Source organism: Streptomyces sp. WMMC940 (genome assembly GCF_027460265.1).
Classification (GTDB): domain Bacteria; phylum Actinomycetota; class Actinomycetes; order Streptomycetales; family Streptomycetaceae; genus Streptomyces.
Genome location: NZ_JAPZBC010000001.1, coordinates 2169133 through 2187057, shown reverse-complemented (window position 1 = coordinate 2187057; position 17925 = coordinate 2169133). Strand labels below are relative to the sequence as shown.

Below are 17925 nucleotides of genomic sequence, written 5' to 3'. Positions count from 1 at the left end.
GAACCCGCCATGGCACCGGGACTGACGGCCGACTGGGCCGTGTGGGGCAAGGAACCCCATACCAACAGCGGCTACAAGGTGCTGGCCGCCTGCCCGCCGGACCGGAGCGCCGACTTCAACGGCGACATCCACCACTGGTCGCCCGGCACCCCCGCACCCGGGGACCGGCTGCCGTGGATCACCATCGGGCCCTGCACCGCACCGAACGGCACCGCGACGGTGGGCGTCTTCCTCCTCGAAGGCACCGACGCCGTCGACCGGACGAACCGTCCGATCTGCCGGATCAGCCACTTCGCCGTACCCGCGGCCGAGGTCGGCGGCCTCGCCCTCGGCTGGTGCGGACTGGCCAGGGCCGCGCTGGACGCGGCGCCGCGGCTCGCGGCGGCGGGCGCCGCGCCGGTCCTGTTGCCCGTCACGGCGGGCGGGCGGCTCGTGACCCAGGTGACCGCACACGTCGGGCCCAGCGTGACCGAGGCCGTCCACTGGCTGGCGGCGGCCGCCGGTTACCTGCTGGACGGCAAGGTGGTGGTGACGGGGGGCCGCATGTACGACCCGCTCGTACTGCTGGACGTCCTCGACTGCGTCGCGGCCATGCTGCCGTTCGGAATGCGCCGCACCCTCTCGGCCGCCACCTGGGTCTCCTCGGGGTCCGAGGTCCCCATGCGCCTGTACTGGGGAGTCCCCGACGAGGCTCCGGGCGTCGTCAGCCTGGCCTGGGGCGGGGAGCTCCCGGACGTCGGCGGACTCTCCGCCGACGCGCGCTCCTACCGCGACCTGCTGATCGAGGCGTGGGCCCGGCACGGGAGCGAGGTGGTCCTGGGGCATCTGGCGGACGCGGGCGAACCGATGGACATCGACGGCCCGGACGCGCACGGGGAAGCCCTCCGCGTACTCGGCGACCTCGACCCGGCGCTCGCCGTCGCGCAGGAGGTCCGCGCCGGGCGGGAGGTGGAGGGCGACCGCATCGACGCGGCTCTCCGCCACCCGCTGGCCGACCCCCGTTCCGTCACCGTCCTGTCCGGACAGAAGCTGGCGGGCCGCTCCACCGACATGGCTCCCCTCGCGCGCCACCTGAAGCACCACGAGGTCTCGGCGGCCTTCCGCGACCAGCTCGTCGACGATCTGCTGAACGACGAGCCGGAACGGGCCCGGGGCCGGTTCGAGACCGCGCGCGCCGCCACCTCCGGCACGAAGGAGGACCTGGGGCCCCTCGACCAGGTCCTGGCGTTCGTCATCGGCGAGGTGCGGGGCCGGAAGGGGTCGGAGGCCCCCGACCCCGTCGTCGAGCAACTGCTGCCCGCCGTGCCGCCGTTCGCCGAGGGCACCATGGCCTTCACCCAGTCCCTGCTGCTGGGCACCCCCGGCCTCGCCGGCCGCCTCGTCCACGCCCTCTGCGCCGGACCCGACCCCGCCGCGGACGTCCTGGCCTGGCTCCGGTGGCTCGGCGACGGATCCGCGCCCGACGCCGCGGGCAGCGAGGAACTCGCCCCGCTGTACGAACTGCTGGACTCCGGGCACGGCACGCCCTCCCGGAAGTGGACCACCGCGCACCCGGAGGCCGCCGTACGACTGCTCGGGGCGGCCGCGGCGTGCGGGCGCGCGGAGTACCTGCTCCAGGGGGAGTTCTTCCAGCGCCTCGTCAACTGCGCCTTCCTCAAGACCCCGTCCGACCCCTTCGAGGAGCCGCCCCACCTCCTGCTCACCCGGGCGCTGACCCACCCCCCGCGGGCCGTGCGACCGGAGACCGCCGCCCGCTGGGACGTGCTCTGCGCTCTCACAGGACTGCCGCCGCTGGCCCTCCTGGCCCTGGCCGAGGCTCCGGAGAAGCCCGGCTCCGGCGGTCTCGGCCCCCGGCTCGACGGATATGTCTCGACGCTGTGCGCCGAGCTGGAGTCGCACACCGTGCGGAGCAACGCCACGCTCGTGGTCCAGGAGCTGCTCAAGTGGGTACTGGAGGTCGATCCGCAGACCGGCGAGGGTCCCGGGCGACCCGGCCGGGAACTGACGACCCGTCTGGTCGACCGGCACGGCCCGCACGTCCAGATCGTCGCGGACGCCGTCCGGCTGCTGACCGAGGACCCCGACTGGCACGAGTCCGAGCTGGACGAGCAGTGGCTGAACCGCCTCGCGGGCCGACTGCCCCAACTGTCGCCGGCCCTGACGCTCCGCGTCGTGCACCGCACCGCCCTGCGGGCCGAGGACAGCCCCGAGGACCTCGGTGAACTCGCCGCGCAGCTCTACGCGGCCCGCCGCGCCGGAGCCGGCACCGACCAGCTCTGCGCCCCGCTGCAGTCCTGGGCCGCAAGGGAACGCACCGGCCACCGCGTTCTCGCGATCCTCACCTCGTACCGCTTGGCCTGGGAGCCCTACACGGGCGTGGGGCGGGCCCTGGAGGAGACACAGGAGCTGGAACTCGCCTTCGCCCGGGGCGGCCGGGACCCCAGGATCTGGCAGCACTACCGCGATCACGCGATCCGGCATCTGACCGCGGAACGGACCGGGATCGAGCAGGAGATCCGGGACCTCCGGCAGAGGCAGCAGAGGACGGAGCAGGAGATCGCCCGGCTGCGAAAACTCGGGGCCGCCTCCTTCCCCACCCGCTCCTGACCCCCGGCCCGCGCCCGCACGCCCCACCCGCTCGCCCACGGCGACCGCCGTCCACGGAGGGAACGCCCCGGCTCACCGATCCGAGAGCACCCGCAGCGCCGACACGCAGTGCCCGCAACACCGTGACACCCCGCCGTACCCGCCACAGACCCAGCGGCCGCTCCCGGTCCCGGCGCAACGCCGGGCTCCGAGGCCCGTTCCACGCACGTCACAGGGGGGACCCCTCATGCACACCTTCCACGCAACGGCGCGCCGCGCCCTGCCGCTCGCCCTCGGCGCCGCGCTGGCCGCGCCCGGCGCGCCGGCGGCCACCGCCCTTCCGGCCGCCGACGCCCCGCTCCCGCGCGAGGGCATCTACCGTTCGCTGAAGGTCGACGAGGTACCGGCCGCGTACGTCGTCCTCATCGACACCTCCAGCTCCATGCAGGACCGCGGCCCCGACGGCGCACCGCTCTACGCCACCGTCAAACGCCGGCTGGACGCCTTCCTCAGGACCCTCACCCCCGCCGACGAGGTCGCGGTCGTCACCTTCGGCCGGGCCACGAGCGTCATCCACCCCATGTCCCCGGTGAAGGCGAAGGGCGGCGGCAGCCTCTTCGCCAAGGGGCTCCCGGCCACCGCCACGGAGTCGGCCAGCGACCACGGGTCCGCGCTGGAGGCCGCAGCCGAGCAGCTCAACCGCAGCACGGCCCCGGTCGGCGCGGTGCTCCTGCTCACCGACGGCGCCGTCAACGCGCCGGGCAGTCCGTACGAGCGCCAGGACGCTCCGGCGTGGAAGCGCCTCAAGGAGCGCTACTCGGCGATGGGGACCAATCGGAAGATCGTCGGCTACGGTGTGCCGCTCGCCGAGGGCACCCGCGTCGGCGAGGTCCTCGGCGGAGCGTTCGGCGCCCCGCGCATCCTGCCCGTGGACCCAGCGGCGCTGGGAACGCAGCTCGGCGTCGCCAAGGACCAGGTGCGTGCGGAGAAGGCCGTGAGCGTCCTCCGGACCGACGAGGGCAGGGGCGTGGCCGTCTCCGTCGAAGGGGAAGGGGTGCGCCGCCCCGGGCCCGGGGCGGTCACCCTGGCCACCGGGGACCGTACCGGCGCCCGCTCCAGGACCGTGCGCGTCACGCTGTCGTCCGAGGCCCGGCACGTCCCGCTGCGGGTCGTCCTGCGGGCGGCCGCCGAACGAGGCGGTCCGGACGTGGACGTCAGCGGTGCGGGGCGGGCCGTGGACCTGGCTCCGGGGCAGAGCCGTACGGTCGAGCTGAAGCTGGCCTGGGTTCAGGATCCCGAGTTCGCCCTGATCCCGGGAGCCCGGGACTTCCGCGCCGGGCTGGACCTCCGGGCCGACGTCTCCTCGCCGTGGACGCCCGCCGTCCGCAGCTCGCTGGGGTACGCGAAGTTCGCCACGGGCGGCCCGGCCGTCACGGACGTCGACCTCGTCGGGACCGTCCCCGGCCGGGCCCCGGGCTGGTTCTATCCGCTGGTGCTGCTCGTCGCCCTGCTCGGAGGGGCGGCCGGGTGGCGTGCGTACAAGCGCAGCCGTCCCGTGCTCTCGGGCACGCTGACCGTGACCGACCTGCGGACGGGTGACCGCCGGACGCTGGCGCTGCGCGGCCGGGAGGTCAGCGCGGAGACGGACGCGGGCGACGTACGGGCCCGGATCACCGTCCGCGGACGCCAGGAGGGCGGCCGGCTCGTGCTCGTCCTGCGGTGCGACCGCGAGGCCCCACGACCGGGCGGGGAGCGGCTGAGCGGCAGCGGCACGTGCGAACTCGGCAAGTCGACCGTGCTGTGCGGCATCGGGTTCTCGCACGAGACCGGGAGCCAGGCCGTCGTCATGCAGTGAGCCGGACGCGGCTCCGGGCGCCCTACCGCGCGACGCGGTCCCGGGAGTCCGTGCCGTACCACCCACCCGCACCAGCCGCCCGAGGAGAGGACCCCGTCATGGTGAAGCCGCTGGACCCGGCCGTCGACCCGCCCGAGGCCGCGGGGTTCCGGCTGCTCGGCAGACTGGGCACGGGCGGGTTCGGCACCGTCTACCTCGGCCGTCCGTCGGGCGAGGAGCGCGGCCTCGACACCCTCGGGGCCGTGAAGCTGCTCAAGTCCGAGTTCACCGAGGACGCCCAGCATCTGCAGCGCTTCCACCAGGAGAGCAAGGCGCTCGACCGCTGCAAGGGCGCCCGCATCCCCGAGCTGCTCGTCTTCGACTTCGGCGCGGGACGGCAGCCCACCCTGGCGACGCGCTTCATCCCCGGCCTCTCGCTCTACCGCATCCTGGAGTCGCACGGGGGCGCACTGCCCCGCGACACGGTGCACTCCGTCGCCGCCGAGCTCGTCGACACCCTGAGCACCGCGCACGGCAAGGGCCTTCTGCACCGGGACCTGCACCCCGGCAATGTGCTGATGACCCAGGACGGGCCCTGGATCATCGACTTCGGGCTGACCCGCATCCGGGGCCAGCGGGTGACGGTGAGCCTGGACACCGTGATCGGCCATCCCCACTTCTGCGCTCCCGAGCAGATCATGGGCCTGTCGAAGACGGTGAACGCGACCGACGTCTTCGGGATCGGTGCGATCGTGCTGTACGGGCTGACCGGGCATCCGCCGTACACCGGGGAGCGGGACGCCCGCGCGATGCTGCTGCGCCGGGTGTCGGGCACCGCGCCCGATCTGTCGGGGCTGCCGGACGACCGGGCGGGGCGCCTGATCCGGGCCTGCCTGGCGGAGGACCCGGCCGACCGCCCCACCCTCGCCGAGGTCGCCGAGGGCTTCGGCGAACCGGGCACCCTCAGGCTCCCGGGCGACGTCGCCCGGACCCTGGCGCGGTACCGGTCAGAGCTGAGGGAGTTGCTCACGGGCGCCGGCAACGGCGCCGACCTCACCGTGCCGTTCCGCACCGGCCGACGCAGCTGGAGCGCGGGCGCGGGGGAATGGCCGCACCAGGTCGTGTCCACCGGCCACGGCAGTGTCGTGACCGCGGACGGCGGCGGCGACGTGCGCTGGCTCGACGCGGCGACCGGTCGGGAACAGGCCCGGCACCGTGACTTCGCACCCCCCGTTCAGCTGTGCGCCGAGGGCGCTCTGCTGCTGGTGTGCGACTCCGCGGGCCGGCTGGAGTCCTGGGACACGAGAGCCCGCACCCTCTGGTGGTCCGTCCCCGCCGGGAGCCTTCCGCACGCGCGGGTGCTGCTGCGCGGGCAGAGCGTTTTCCTCGGCGACGGGGCGGGCCGGATCCACCACTTCGACGCCGTCACCCGCCGGGTCTGGTGGCGCACCGAACCGCTCTCGGACTCCGACGGCGGCCCGGCGGAGCCCGTCGCCGCCGGTCCCCGGCACGTCTACCTCTCGGCCGCGCAGGGCCGCGAACTGCTCGCGGTCGACGACGAGGAGGGCCGCGCGTGCTGGGACCGGGCCGTGCGGTTCCCCGCACCCGTGCCGGCGGCGCCGCTGGCGCTGGACGACGGCGTCGTGGTCGCCGACGGCGACGGCGGACTGCGCTGCCTGGCCGCGGCCGACGGCGGCACGCTGTGGGAGACCCGGCTCGGCGCGCCGGTGGTCGCCCCGCCCGTACGGGTCGCCGACACGTTGATCGTCGGGGACACGGCGGGCATCGTGCACTGCCACAGCGCCAAGACCGGCGAGGAGGTCTGGCGCGCCCAGTACGCGGACGGCGAGGAGTTCTTCTCCCTGTGCGCCGACGGAACCGCGGTCTACGCGGGCGGCTGGCACGGCCGGCTCCATCTGCTGGACGCGGCGGACGGCGCCTCCCTGCAGAGCTTCGACCTGGGCGGCCAGATCCTCGCCACCGCCCACGCCCCGGAGGTCCGCACCGTCTACGCCGCCGCCTCCCACGGAAGCCTGCACGCGCTCCCGGCGGCCGCCGGGAGCGCGGCGGACGGAAACCGCGCGCCGTAGCCCGCGCAGGCTCCGGCCGTCGCCGGGCGGGGACGTGCACCGTTGGCCGCTGCCGGGGGGACCGCGCCGTCCGGCCCCGTGCGAACCCGTGTTCGCGGCGCGGGACGCGGCACGGCCCGGCATCCGCCGATGGAGGCACGGCTCGATGCGCCCTCCTCGCGCCGTGGTTGAGCCGGGCGGCGCGCCGTTACGGTCGAGAGGTCGGACGGGCGCACAGCGTCGTGCGTCCCCGGATGAACACCGTTTCGAAGGTGGGACCTGTGAAGGCCATTCGTCGATTCACCGTCCGCCCCGTCCTCCCCGAACCCCTCGCCCCGCTCAGCGAGCTGGCCCGCAACCTGCGCTGGTCGTGGCACGCGCCGACGCGGGAGCTGTTCCGCAGCGCGGACCCGTCCGGCTGGCGCGCGTCCGGCGGCGACCCGGTGCGACTGCTCGGGTCGGTGACCGCGGGCCGGCTCGCCGAACTCGCCACCGACCCGGAGTTCCTGTTCCGCGTCTCGGAGTCCGCCCGCGACCTGGACGCCTATCTGCGCGGGCGGCGCTGGTACCAGGAGCAGTCCGGCGACGGCGTGCCCCTGCCCGCCGCCGTCGCCTACTTCTCGCCGGAGTTCGGGATCACCGCGGCGCTGCCCCAGTACTCGGGCGGTCTGGGCATACTCGCCGGCGACCATCTGAAGGCCGCCAGCGACCTGGGAGTCCCGCTGATCGGCGTCGGACTGCTCTACCGGCACGGCTACTTCCGCCAGTCGCTGTCCCGCGACGGCTGGCAGCAGGAGCACTATCCCGTCCTCGATCCCGACGAGCTCCCGCTGACCCTGCTCCGCGAGCCCGCCGGCAGCCCCGCCCAGGTGTCCCTCGACCTGCCGGGCGGCCGCTCACTGCGAGCCCGTATCTGGCAGGCGCAGGTCGGTCGCGTACCGCTGCTGCTGCTGGACTCGGACGTGGAGGAGAACGCGCCGGGGGAGCGGGACGTCACCGACCGGCTGTACGGCGGCGGCAGTGAGCACCGGCTGCTGCAGGAGGCGCTCCTGGGTATCGGCGGGGTCCGCGCGGTCCGCGCGTACTGCCGGCTCACCGGCCATCCCGAGCCCGAGGTCTTCCACACCAACGAGGGCCACGCCGGTTTCCAGGGGCTGGAGCGGATCCGGGAGCTGCTGACGTACGGTCTCGACTTCGACGCCGCGCTGGAGGCGGTCAGGGCCGGGACGGTGTTCACCACCCACACCCCCGTCCCGGCCGGTATCGACCGCTTCGACCGCGATCTGGTGGCCCGTCACTTCGGCGAGGGCGGCGAACTGCCCGGCGTGGACGCGGGACGGGTGCTGAGGCTGGGCACGGAGAGCTACCCCGGCGGTGAGCCGGGCGTGTTCAACATGGCGGTGATGGGGTTGCGCCTGGCGCAGCGCGCCAACGGCGTCTCCACGCTGCACGGCGCCGTCAGCCGGGAGATGTTCCGCGGTCTGTGGCCGGGCTTCGACACGCCGGAGGTCCCGATCACCTCGGTCACCAACGGGGTGCACGCCCCGACCTGGACGGCCCCGGAAGTGCTCGCCCTCGGCGACGACGTCGCGGCGACCCCGGACGCCGATCTCTGGGAGCTGCGCCGGGTGCTGCGGGAGCAACTGGTGCACGAGGTGCGTGAGCGGCTGTACGCCTCCTGGCGCCAGCGCGGTTCCGGCGCGGCGGAACTGGGTTGGATCGACGGGGTGCTGGACCCGGACGTGCTCACCATCGGGTTCGCCCGCCGGGTACCCGCGTACAAGCGGCTCACCCTGATGCTGCGCGACCGGGAGCGGCTGGCGGAGCTGCTGCTGCACCCCGAGCGGCCGGTGCAGATCGTCGTCGCCGGCAAGGCGCACCCCGCCGACGACGGCGGGAAGCGGCTGATCCAGGAACTGGTGCGGTTCGCGGACGACCCCCGGGTCCGGCACCGGATCGTCTTCCTGCCCGACTACGGCATGGCGATGGCGCGGCGGCTCCTGCCGGGCTGCGACGTGTGGCTGAACAATCCGCTGCGGCCGCTGGAGGCGTGCGGGACCAGCGGGATGAAGGCCGCGCTCAACGGGTGCCTCAATCTGTCCGTGCTCGACGGCTGGTGGGACGAGTGGTACGAGCCGGACTTCGGCTGGGCCGTGCCCACGGCCGACGGCACCGCCGCGCACGACCAGGACCGCCGCGACGACCTGGAGGCCGCCGCGCTGTACGGGTTGGTCGAGGAGCGCATTGCGCCGCTGTTCTACGACCGGGGCGCGGACGGGGTCCCCGCCCGCTGGACCGAGATGGTTCGGCGCACGCTCACCGCGCTGGGCCCGAAGGTGCTCGCGGACCGGATGGTCCGCGAGTACGTGGACCGGCTCTACGCCCCGGCCGCCCGGGCCCACCGGCTGCTCGCCCTGGACAGCGGCGCGGCCGGTGAACTGGCCGCCTGGAAGGCCCGGGTGCGCGCGGCGTGGCCCGGCGTCTCGGTCGGCCACGTCGAGGCGGGAGCGGACACGGGCGCGGCGGAGCTCGGTTCGACGCTGGCGCTGCGGGTGTGCGTCACCCTCGGTGCGCTCCGGCCCGAGGACGTCGAGGTGCAGGCCGTGGCGGGCCGGGTCGACTCCGACGACGCGATCGCCGACCCCCAGACCTTTCCGCTGAAGCCGGCCGCCGGCGGTCCCGGTACGGCCGGGCGGTGGATCTACGAGGGCCCGCTCGCCCTCGACCGCACCGGCCCGTTCGGCTACACGGTCCGCGTGCTGCCCGCGCACCCGCTGCTGCCGCACGGGGCGGATCCCGGCCTGGTGGCGTGGCCGACCGAGGTGACCGGGGAGGGCGCGGGGGTGCTGATGCGCTGAAGCGGGGGCGGATCGTGCGGCCGGGCGCGCGGAGGTGGGCGGGTCCCTCCGTGTCCGACGGGTTCCCCGCGCGGGACCGCCCGGGGGAGCGAGAGCTCCCCCGGGCGGTCCGGACGGTGCCGACACGGGCCCGACGGGCCCCGGTGCTTACGGGAACGTCAGCTTGACGTTGCTGATGTGGCCGGTGTCCCAACGGGCGACGTCCTGGACCCGCAGGTTCCAGGTGCCGTTGGCCACCTCACTGGAGGCGTTCACGGTGTACGTGGCGATGACGTCGTCCGCGGAGTCGCTGCCGCTGGAGTTCTTCAGGCGGTAGGCCGTGCCGTCGGGGGCCACCAGGTCGATGACGAGGTCACCGCGCCAGGTGTGCTTGATGTCGACGTCGACCTTGAGGTTCGACGGGGCGTTGCCGGCGATGCCGGTGACCGCGACCGGGGAGCTGACCGTGCCGAGGTCCGGGATGTTGACGTCGCCGGTGTTCTCGAAGACCTTGCCGGGGCCGGGCTCGCCCCCGCCGGGCCGGGAGCCGACGTTGATGCCGGCCCAGGCGTCGGTCACGGCCTTGACCTCGGCGCTGTTCGCGCCGTACAGCTCCGTGGCGACCGCGAGCGTGCCGGTGCGGGCGCCCGCGTAGTTGGTGGTCGAGTTGAACTTCGTGGTGAGCGCCTTGAACCAGATCAGCGACGCCTTGTCGCGGCCGATGCCGGTGACCGGCAGACCGTCCGAGGTCGGGGAGTCGTAGTTCACGCCGTTGATGGTCTTGGCGCCGCTGCCCTCGGAGAGCAGGTAGTACCAGTGGTTCGCCGGGCCCGAGGAGTAGTGCACGTCGATCCCGCCGATGCCCGAGTACCAGGCGTCCTTGGACCTGCCGTCCTTGCTCGGCTTGTCCATGTAGCGCAGCGGGGTGCCGTTGCCATTGATGTCGATTTTCTCGCCGACGAGGTAGTCGCCCACGTCCTGGGGGTTGTTGGCGTGGAACTCCACCGCGGCGGCGAAGATGTCGGACGTCGCCTCGTTGAGCCCGCCGGACTCGCCGCTGTAGATCAGCCTGGCGGTGTTGGAGGTGACGCCGTGCGTCATCTCGTGCGCGGCCACGTCGATCGACGTCAGCGGCTTGGCGTTGCCCGCGCCGTCGCCGTAGGTCATGCAGAAGCAGCTGTCCTGCCAGAACGCGTTGATGTAGTTGTTGCCGTAGTGGACCCGGGAGTACGCGCCGACGCCGTCGCCCCGGATACCGGAACGGCCGTGCACGTTCTTGTAGTAGTCCCAGGTCAGCGCCGCGCCGTAGTGTGCGTCGGCGCCGGCGGTCTCGGCGTTCTGCGGGGTGCCGTCGCCCCAGGTGTCGTCGGGGCCGGAGAACAGGGTGCCGGCTCCGGACGTGCCGCGGTTGAGGTTGTTGGTCTTGTGGTTGCCGCGGGTGGTGTCGGTCAGGGTGTACGACGGTGCGGTGCCCAGCGTCACCTGGCCGCTGTACATCGTGTTGCCCGTGCCCTCGTGGACCGCCTGCCACTCGTACAGCTTCGCGCCGGTGGTGGCGTCGGTGACGACGTGCAGCTCGTTGGGGGTGCCGTCGTGCTGCAGACCGCCGACGACGGTCTCGTAGGCGAGCGTCGGCTTGCCCTGGGCCATCCAGACCACCTTGCGCGGGGCCCGGTCGGCGGCGGTGTCCTTCGAGCCCTCGGAGCGTGCGGCGGCCACGGCCTGGCGTTCGGCGGCGGCGGGAGCGACATCGGCGCTGGTGTCGACGTTCTTCAGCGCGGCCGTCGACGCCTTGCTGACGGACTCGGTCCGTCCGGCCTTCGTCTCGGCGACCACCAGGTCGCCGCCGAGCACGGGCAGGCCCGCGTAGGTGCGCTCGTAGCGGGTGTGCGTGGTGCCGTCCCGGTCCTGGACGACATCGCGCACGACGAGCTTCTCCTGGGCGCCGAGGCCGAGTTCGGCCGCGGTCGCCGCCTTGGTGGCGTTGGCCTCGCGGAGCAGTTCCGCCCGCTGGGCGGGGGAGAGCTGCGCGGGCAGCGCGCCGGGGTCGGCCCCGGAGGCGGACTGCTGCTTCGGGGCGATCGGCGCGGCGTCGGGGGCCGCGGCGGCGGAGCCGGACTGGACTCCGACGGCCAGGAGGGCTGCGACTGCGAGCAGAGCGCCGGTCGCGGATGCGCGACGGCTGGGCGTGGGTCTCACGCGAACTCCTTCTGCGAGGGGGGTCGAAGACGGCTGGGTGGGCCGCCCGGCAGAGCTGAGGAGCATGCAGTGCGTGGATCGGTGGAAGAGTCGCAGGAGTGGACGCCTCCTGTCAGGAGCGCGTCAAGAGAATGGCCGGATTGCGTCCGTTGAGTGAAAGGTCGTGTTCGTTAAGCGGACGTTTCGCCGGACGTTTCACCGGGCGTTCCGCCGGCGTCGTCCGGTGGCTGTGTCAGGCGGAACGCGAGGGTGCCGCGGGGATGCGGACTGAAGACATCCGGTTCGGGGACGGCGGAGGGCAGAGGGTACGCGCCACCCGCCGGGCGGACACCCGTGCATGGCTCGTTCCTGCAGTGCGGCCGTTCCGCCCTACCCGACCGGTGCCGGTCCGCCGGGGCGTACCGCACGACCGCCTCCGGCCGTGCCGATGCCCCGGACGGGGGGCGGGAACCGTTCGGCAATTGTCTGAAAAGGCGTCAGCTGTACGGTCCAGCGGGATGCGCCGAGCGGCGGCAGCCGGTCGGCGGGTGGCGTCCGCGGGGCACGCGGTCGGCGGGCCGCCCCGCGGGCGCTTCGGCGGTCAGGGCCGCCAGGGGCGGGCCCGTGCGGACGGGCTGCGGGGCGGCAGCGTCAGGACGGAGGCGGAAGCGGCGCGCCGTACCGGAACTCGGTCGGGCGTGGTCCCGGCGGGAAGCGGACGGCGGGTCCCACGGACGACCGGGTGGGCGGGATTCGGGACCGCCGTCCGCCCGGAACACCGATGACGCGGCAGCCCGTGCCCGCCCGCCCCGGGCGAAGAGGCGTTCCGTCCGGAGCGTCACCACGTCCCCTTCGTCGCCGGGCCGATCGCGACCCCCGTCGGCCCGTCACCGACCTGGACGGTGTCGACGACCCGGTCGCGGCGGGTGGAGATCACCGACACCTCGTCGTCCGCGAAGTCGGTGACGTACACCCGCGAGCCGTCCGGGGTGACGGCGACGCCGTTGGGCTCGTCACCTACGGGCACGGTGTCCACGACCTCGTCCCGGCGGGTGTCGATCACGGACACGTCGCCGCTGAGCGTGTTGGCGACGTACACGCGGCGGCCGTCGGGAAGCACGGTCACCCCCGCCGGCCCTTGGCCCACCGCGACGGTGGCGACGACCTCCTCCCGGCGGGTGTCGACGACGGACACATCACCGGAGGTGAGGTTGGTGACGTACACGCGGGAACCGGTCGGGGTGACCGCCAGGGCGGTCGGCCCCTCTCCCACGGGCACGATGCCGACGACCCGATGGCGACGGGTGCCGACGATCCACACCTCGTTCGAGGCGGCGCTCGCGACGTAGAGCCGGGAACCGTCCGGCAGGAACGCGAGACCCAGCGGGGCGTCGCCCACGTCGATGGTGTCGACGACACTGTTGCGGAGGGTGTCGATGACGGAGACGTCGTCGGAGCCGACGTTGGCGACGTACACACGGCGGCCGTCGGGGGAGACGGCCACCCTGCTCGGCTCGTCGCCGACCGGCACCGTGTCCACGACCTCCCGGCGGCGGGTGTCGATCACGGACACCGTGTCCGCTCCGGAGTCCGTGACATAGACCCGTGAACCGTTCGGAGCGACCGCGACGCTGTCGGGCCCGCTGCCCACCGGGACCGTGTCCACGACGCGACCCGTACGGGCGTCGATCACCGAGACCGAGTCGGAGTGGAGTTCGGCCACATAGGCCAGGGCTCGGTGGCGTGGTCCTCCATCCGACCGGTGTGTAACGGCATGCCCCTTCGGTGCCTCGTGGGCACCGGACGCCGAGACGGGCACCACCAGTCCCGCAAGTACCACGGACACCAGCGCCGCACGGATTCGGGAACCGGGCACGGGGACACCTCCCACAGGGACGGCCGACGCCCCGTCAGGGGCGGGGCGGAGCCGGAACGGGTACTGGCTGCGACGCCCGGAACCGGGTGGCCCGGGAACGACCCCGCCGGTCGCCCGGCCGTCGCCCGACGGCCGGTCCCGGGCTGCCGCGCGGCCGGCCCACCGGCCTCCCCGCGCGTCCGGTGCCCTCCGCCGTGACCGAGCCGCGATCACGCTAGCTCCCGTCGGGAGCGGCTCCGCGGGGGACACGCGCCGGGCACGTCCCGTGGCGGAAGCGGAGTCCGCCGAACAGGCCATCAGATCCGTCGGGGAGCGCGAACGCACCCGCGATCGGCGAAGTCCTCGCGCCGGGCACTCGGACCGGTGCCCTTCGCCGGACCGGCGGATTCGCGGTGCCCCGGGCCGCCGGCGGTGCCTCACGCGGCAACGGCGGTCCGCGCCTTCCGCCCGGCCGCCGACGGAGACGCCGGGCGGACCGGGCGGGAGCCGCCGGTCCGTCGCGCCGTCAGACCAGGCTCTCCCGCCATGCCCGGTGCAGTCCCGCGAAGCGGCCCGTGCCGTCGATGAGGGAGGACGGGCTGCCGTCCTCGACGACGCGGCCGTGCTCCATCACCAGGACCCGGTCGGCGATCTCCACCGTCGACAGGCGGTGGGCGATGACGATCGCCGTACGCCCGCGCAGCACCGTGTCCATGGCCCGCTGCACCGCGCGCTCGCCGGGGATGTCCAGCGAGCTGGTCGCCTCGTCCAGGATCAGCACCGCCGGGTCGGCCAGCAGCGCCCGGGCGAAGGCGACGAGCTGGCGCTGACCCGCGGAGATCCGGCCACCGCGCTTGCGCACGTCGGTGTCGTAGCCCTCCGGCAGACCGCTGATGAAGTCGTGTGCGCCGATGGCCTTCGCGGCCTGCTCGATCTCCTCGCGCGTCGCGTCCGGCCGGCCGATGGCGATGTTCTCGGCGACCGTGCCCGAGAACAGGAACGCCTCCTGGGTCACCATCACCACCCCGCGACGCAGTTCGGGCACCGGAAGGTCGCGCAGATCGGTCCCGTCGAGCAGGACCCGCCCTTCCGTCGGGTCGTAGAACCGGGCCAGCAGCTTCGCCAGGGTGGACTTGCCCGCGCCGGTCGAACCGACGACGGCGACGGTCTGACCGGCGGGGATCGTCAGATCGAAGCGCGGCAGTACCTCTCCGCCGGTGCGGTAGGCGAAGCGGACGCCGTCGAAGACCACCCCGCGGCCGGGACCGGAGCCACCGGCACGCTCCGGAAGCGCCACCGGGCGGGCGGGCTCCGGCACGGAGGGCGCCTGGGCGAGCAGGCCCGCGATCTTCTGCAGCGACGCGGCAGCCGACTCGTAGGAGTTGAGGAACATGCCGAGCCGGTCGATCGGGTCGTACAGCCGCCGCAGGTAGAGCACCGCGGCCGCCAGCACACCCAGCGCCAGCGTCCCCTCGGTCACCCGGTACGCGCCCCACAGCACGATGCCCGCCACCGCGGTGTTGGCCACCAGCCGGGAGCCCACCACATAGCGGGCCATCTCCAGCAGCGAGTCCCCGTTGCTGCGGGCGTGCCGGTCGTTCAGCGCGTGGAAGCGCTCGTCGTTCGCCCGCTCGCGGCGGAAGGCACGCACCGGCCGGATGCCGTTCATCGTCTCCGCGAACTTCACGATGACGGAGGCGATGGCGGTGGACCGCTCGGCGAACACCACCGCGGCGCGCCGCCGGTAGAGCCGCACGAGCAGGTGGAGCGGGACGAAGCTGAGCACGGCGAGACCGCCGATGCCGAGGTCGAGCCACAGCAGCATCGCCGAGATGTAGACGAACGACAGGACCACGGCGAGGAGCTCCTGGAGCCCCTCGCTGAGGAGCTCGCGGAGCGACTCGACGTCGGTGGTGGAACGGGAGATCAGCCGGCCCGAGGTGTAGCGCTCGTGGAAGTCCAGGCTCAGCGCCTGGGCGTGCCGGAAGATCCGGCCCCGCAGATCGAGCAGGGCGTCCTGGTTGACCCCGGCCGACGCGCGGACGAAGGCGTACTGGAACGCGCCCGACCCGATCGCGCACACCGCGTATCCGGCGCCGACCACGACCAGCGGGCCATGGTCGCCGTCCCGCAGCGCGGGCACCCCCCTGTCGATGGCGAACGCGACGAGCAGCGGGCCGGCCTGCGCCGCGGCCTGCTGGAGCAGCAGCAGCACGGCGGCGACGACGACCCGGCCCCGGAGCGGGGCCAGCAGCGACCGCAGCAGTGCGCCGGTGGCGCCCTCGGGCGCGGGCAGCGCGTCCCGGTCGAAGGGATCGCCGCCGGCGTCCCCGCCCTGTGCCTCCGCGCCGTGCGCGGCCGGGTCCGCCGGACCAGGGCCGTCCGGGCCCGTCGTCCGGGTGTCCGCGCCGCGCGTGTCGGTGCCTTCCGCCTCCGGGCCCGGTGCCCCCGGGCCCTTCGAGGCGGCGCCGGCCGTGGCGTCCCCGGCGTCCGGCTGTGGCGTCGTGGCCGTCGATGACGTCATCGGTTCCGCTCCTCGGCATGAGCGCCCGACATCAGCCAGGCGTACTCGGCGTTGTCCCGCAGCAGTTCGTGGTGGGTGCCGACGGCCGCGACCCGGCCCTCCGACAGCAGCGCCACCCGGTCGGCGAGCAGCACCGTGGACGGGCGGTGCGCCACGACCAGGGCGGTGGTGTCGTCGAGCACCCGGCGCAGCGCGGCCTCCACGAGCGCCTCCGTGTGCACGTCGAGCGCCGACAGCGGGTCGTCGAGCACGAGGAACCGCGGCTTCCCGACGACCGCCCGGGCGAGGGCGAGCCGCTGCCGCTGGCCGCCCGAGAGGCTGAGGCCCTGCTCGCCGACCTGGGTGCCGAAGCCCTGCGGCAGGGTGTCCACGAATCCCGCCTGGGCCACGTCCAGCGCGCGCCGCACCTCCTCGTCACCGGCGTGCTCCGCGCCCATCCGCACGTTCTCCCCGACGCTCGCCGAGAAGAGTGTCGGTTCCTCGAACGCCATCGACACCAGGGTGCGCAGCTCCTCGCGCGGCATGGCGGCGATGTCCCGCCCGTCCAGCGTGATGCGCCCGGCGGACACCTCGTACAGCCGGGGCACGAGCGCGGTCAGCGTCGTCTTGCCGCTGCCCGTGCCGCCGACGAGGGCCATGGTCTCTCCGGGCCGGATGTGCAGATCGACGTCCCTCAGCACCGGTTCCGCGTCCTCGGACGCGTCGGGGTAGCGGAAGCGGACGCCCTCGAACCGCAGCCCGCCCCCCTCGGAGGCGGCCGGCTCCGGTCTCCGCGGGGGTGTGGGGACGGACTGCGGACGTGCGGGGGAGGCGGACCCGTACCGGCGGGCCTCCCCCCGCGCGGTCTCCCTCTCCTCCCGATCCTCGTCGTGCTTCTCGTCCCGCTCCTCCTCGGCGTCCAGGACCTCGAAGTAGCGGTCCGTCGCCGTCGCCGCCTCCTGGCTCATGGCGAGCAGGAAGCCCATCGCGTCCACCGGCCAGCGCAGCGCGAGCGCCGTCGAGAGGAAGGCGACGAGCGTGCCGGCCGACAGGGTGCCGTCCGCGACCTGCATCGTGCCGAGCACCAGCGCCGCGCCGATCGCCAGCTCCGGGACGGTCATGATGACGCCGAAGATGCCCGCCAGCAGCCGGGCCTTGACCAGCTCTGTCCCGCGCAGCCGCTCGGACAGCGCCCGGAAGGCCGCCGCCTGGCTGCGGTGGCGGCCGAAGCCCTTGATGATGCGGATGCCGAGGACGCTCTCCTCGACGACGGTCGTCAGATCGCCCACCTGGTCCTGCGCCGTGCGCGCCACCGACGAGTAGCGCGCCTCGAACCGGGCGATGACGAACACCAACGGGGCCACCGGGGCCAGCAGCACCAGACCCAGAGTCCACTGCTGGGCCAGCAGGATGCCCGCGCCGACGAGAATGGTCACGCCGTTGACGAGCAGGAACGTCAGCGGGAAGGCGAGGAACATCCGCACGAGCATCAGATCCGTCGTCCCGCGCGACAGCAACTGCCCCGATGCCCACCGGTCGTGGAACGTCACGGGCAGCCGCTGGAGGTGCCGGAAGAGATCGGCCCGCATCGCCGCCTCCACCCCGGCCAGCGGACGGGCCACCAGCCAGCGGCGGAAGCCGAACAGCACCGCCTCCGCGACCCCGAGCAGCAGCAGGTACAGCGCCCCGAGCCACACCCCGCCCACGTCCCGGCCGGCGACCGGTCCGTCCACCATCCACTTCAGGACGAGGGGGATCACGAGGCTCAGACAGGAGGCGACGATCGCGACGAACGCCGCCGTGAACAGCCGGGTCCTGACCGGGCGCACGTACGGCCACAGCCGCAGCAGGGAGCGGACGGCGGACCGGTCGGGCCTGGGGGCTTCAGCTGTGGTGGACATCAGGAGCGAGCCTACGGTTCACCACTGACAAGTCCCACCGAGTTTCTCCGCCTCGCGGCCTCGGGGCCCACTGCCGCGCGAACACCGCCTGCCGCGGCCTGCGGTGCCGTCCGGACAGCCGTCCCGCTGCCGCGACGCCGGGCCGCCTGGTGCCGCCCCGCA

At 74.0% G+C, this 17925-nt stretch carries 8 protein-coding genes; 4 read left to right on the top strand and 4 right to left on the bottom strand.

Translation table 11 applies throughout. The features are described 5' to 3' along the window. The first annotated feature begins 9 nt into the window (after positions 1–9). The 4 genes from O7595_RS09500 (at position 10) to glgP (ending at position 9347) form a co-directional block, all read left to right on the top strand. Positions 10–2607, top strand: a complete 2598-nt coding sequence (locus O7595_RS09500; RefSeq protein ID WP_269728279.1) for a hypothetical protein — start codon at positions 10–12, stop codon at positions 2605–2607. Between the two features lie 226 nt (positions 2608–2833). Continuing rightward, on the top strand, positions 2834–4441 hold the full coding sequence (locus O7595_RS09495) for a vWA domain-containing protein (protein WP_269728278.1): 1608 nt from the start codon (positions 2834–2836) through the stop codon (positions 4439–4441). 98 nt (positions 4442–4539) lie between these two features. After that, positions 4540–6510 carry a protein kinase domain-containing protein gene (locus tag O7595_RS09490; RefSeq protein ID WP_269728277.1) on the top strand — a complete coding sequence of 657 codons (1971 nt, stop codon included), beginning with the start codon at positions 4540–4542 and terminating at the stop codon, positions 6508–6510. A gap of 260 nt (positions 6511–6770) precedes the next feature. Continuing rightward, entirely contained in the window at positions 6771–9347 is a 2577-nt protein-coding gene (gene glgP / locus O7595_RS09485; RefSeq protein WP_269728276.1) for an alpha-glucan family phosphorylase, read from the top strand. 147 nt (positions 9348–9494) lie between these two features. Here glgP and O7595_RS09480 read toward each other — a convergent pair whose 3' ends face one another. The 4 genes from O7595_RS09480 to O7595_RS09465 form a co-directional block, all read right to left on the bottom strand. Continuing rightward, positions 9495–11525 (bottom strand): M4 family metallopeptidase, encoded by a 2031-nt coding sequence (locus O7595_RS09480; RefSeq protein ID WP_269728275.1) that lies wholly within the window; start codon positions 11523–11525, stop codon positions 9495–9497. Positions 11526–12342: 817 nt separating this feature from the next. Beyond that, entirely contained in the window at positions 12343–13380 is a 1038-nt protein-coding gene (locus O7595_RS09475; RefSeq protein WP_269728274.1) for a YVTN family beta-propeller repeat protein, read from the bottom strand. 505 nt (positions 13381–13885) lie between these two features. Then, a complete protein-coding gene (locus tag O7595_RS09470) occupies positions 13886–15883 on the bottom strand; it encodes an ABC transporter ATP-binding protein (RefSeq protein ID WP_269728273.1) in 1998 nt (665 codons plus the stop codon). Then, complete coding sequence (locus O7595_RS09465; RefSeq protein ID WP_269728272.1) at positions 15880–17763, bottom strand: ABC transporter ATP-binding protein; 1884 nt, start codon at positions 17761–17763, stop codon at positions 15880–15882. The genes O7595_RS09470 and O7595_RS09465 overlap by 4 nt, the downstream gene beginning before the upstream one ends. Positions 17764–17925 lie beyond the last annotated feature (162 nt).

Bases quoted from the DNA above. Each gene is read 5' to 3' on its own strand.
- O7595_RS09500 (WP_269728279.1), top strand. From the start codon at position 10: ATGGCACCGGGACTGACGGCCGACTGGGCCGTGTGGGGCAAGGAACCC.
- O7595_RS09495 (WP_269728278.1), top strand. From the start codon at position 2,834: ATGCACACCTTCCACGCAACGGCGCGCCGCGCCCTGCCGCTCGCCCTC.
- O7595_RS09490 (WP_269728277.1), top strand. From the start codon at position 4,540: ATGGTGAAGCCGCTGGACCCGGCCGTCGACCCGCCCGAGGCCGCGGGG.
- O7595_RS09470 (WP_269728273.1), bottom strand. From the start codon at position 15,883: ATGACGTCATCGACGGCCACGACGCCACAGCCGGACGCCGGGGACGCC.
- O7595_RS09465 (WP_269728272.1), bottom strand. From the start codon at position 17,763: ATGTCCACCACAGCTGAAGCCCCCAGGCCCGACCGGTCCGCCGTCCGC.